Raw genomic sequence first — 1,485 nt, 5'->3', positions numbered from 1 at the left:
CGCTAGATCCCGCACCCAGACGCGCGGGTCGCCGCGCCGCGCACTTCCGCCCGGAGGGTTGCCTTGCGGTCAGGGGCTACGTCGCCCCGTACGGCGGTAGCCGCGGCGCTCGTACCAGGCGATGAGGTCGTTGCGCACGGAGATCACGGTCATGTGCATCTCGGTGACTCCCCAGGCCTCGCGGGCCTGCCGTTCCGCCTCCGCGATCACCAGCTTGCCCAGACCCGCGCCCTGCAGCGTGGGGCTGACCGCGAACATGCCGAAGTAGGCGTGGTCACCGCGCTGCTGGAGGTGACAGCAGGCGACGATCCGGCCGTCCCGATCGGCCGTCAGCAGCCTGCTGTCGGGCGACTTGATGACCTGGAGCACACCCTCGGGGTCGGTGCGCTGTCCTTCGAGGATGTCCGCCTCGGTGGTCCACCCGACCCGGCTGGCATCTCCCCGGTAAGCCGACTCGATCAGCGCGACCAGCGCGTCGACGTCGGCGTCGGTGGCGTCGCGGAAGGTCGGTGCGGTGGCGGCGGTGTCCATGGGGCGGCTCTCCGAATCTGTGGCGCGGCACGGCAGTGACGAGGGTATCGCTGCCGCTAGGCTCCGGATGCATGGTGCATGTACTCAGCAGCCGTACGCTCCTGCGCCCGACCGACCCCGAGCGTTCCCGGGTCTTCTACGGCCAACAGTTGGGCCTCGCCGTGTACCGCGAGTTCGGCACCGGTCCGGACCGCGGCACCGTCTACTTCCTCGGCGGTGGCTTCCTGGAGGTCTCCGGCCGGTCGAAGACCCCGCCGTCCCCGCAGGTGCGGCTGTGGCTGCAGGTCCCGGACGCGGCCGCGGCCCACGAGGAACTGCTGGCCAAGGGGGTCGGGATCGTCCGGCCGCCGGTGCAGGAGCCCTGGGGCCTGGTCGAGATGTGGATCGCGGATCCGGACGGCACACCGATCGTGCTGGTGGAGGTCCCGGCGGACCATCCGCTGCGGTACCGGCCCGGGATCTAGGCCGGCCGCCCTTGGCACCCGGAACGTTGCTCGGCACGGGGGCGTGACCGGCCCGGCTGCACGGCCTGCCCGGCCCGGCCGCCCGGGACGGCGGAGCGAACGGCCGGCCGAGGCCCGGAGGCACGTCGGTCGCGGCACGGCCCGTCGCCGGTCGCCCCGGGCCGGCCCCCCCCCCCCCGGGGCCTCGCGGGGGGCCGTGGGGTCCGGGGGGGCGGGGGGCGCGCGGCCGCCCGGCAGCGGTGCAGAGGCCCGAGCCACGCTGGAGTTCGCCGCCGCCCTCTACAAGGCGGCGTTCACCGGACGGCCGGTCCTCGCCGGCGAGATCGCGCCCGGCGACCCCTTCCACGCGGCCATGCACGGCGATCACCCCGACTGGGCCCCGAAGGAGCGCGCGTGAGCACCCTCCGCGTCACCCACACCCACGGCGACCACATCGCCGTCACCACCACGGGCGGCACCGAGATCCTCCGCTACGTCTACCGACCCGACC

The 1,485-nt window shown here is 74.1% G+C and carries 1 protein-coding gene and 3 pseudogenes; 3 read left to right on the top strand and 1 reads right to left on the bottom strand.

Annotated features, from left to right (window positions below; genetic code table 11):
* Positions 1-72: 72 nt before the first annotated feature.
* A pseudogene (locus ACFW2E_RS46780) lies at positions 73-531 on the bottom strand (GNAT family N-acetyltransferase); the annotation flags it as partial.
* 71 nt (positions 532-602) lie between these two features.
* Here ACFW2E_RS46780 and ACFW2E_RS46775 point away from each other — a divergent pair.
* The 3 genes and pseudogenes from ACFW2E_RS46775 to ACFW2E_RS46765 all read left to right on the top strand — a co-directional run.
* Positions 603-995, top strand: coding sequence for a VOC family protein (locus tag ACFW2E_RS46775; protein ID WP_384478238.1), 393 nt, complete (start codon positions 603-605; stop codon positions 993-995).
* 217 nt (positions 996-1,212) lie between these two features.
* A pseudogene (locus ACFW2E_RS46770) lies at positions 1,213-1,392 on the top strand (gfo/Idh/MocA family oxidoreductase); the annotation flags it as partial.
* Positions 1,389-1,485 (top strand): annotated as a pseudogene (locus ACFW2E_RS46765) (oxidoreductase); the annotation flags it as partial. The pseudogenes ACFW2E_RS46770 and ACFW2E_RS46765, both read left to right, overlap by 4 nt.

This window comes from Streptomyces sp. NPDC058964 (genome assembly GCF_042741275.1).
In the GTDB taxonomy this organism is placed as follows: Bacteria; Actinomycetota; Actinomycetes; order Streptomycetales; family Streptomycetaceae; genus Streptomyces.
Note: the sequence above shows the minus strand (reverse complement) of the source record. Positions and strands in the feature narration are given on the sequence as shown.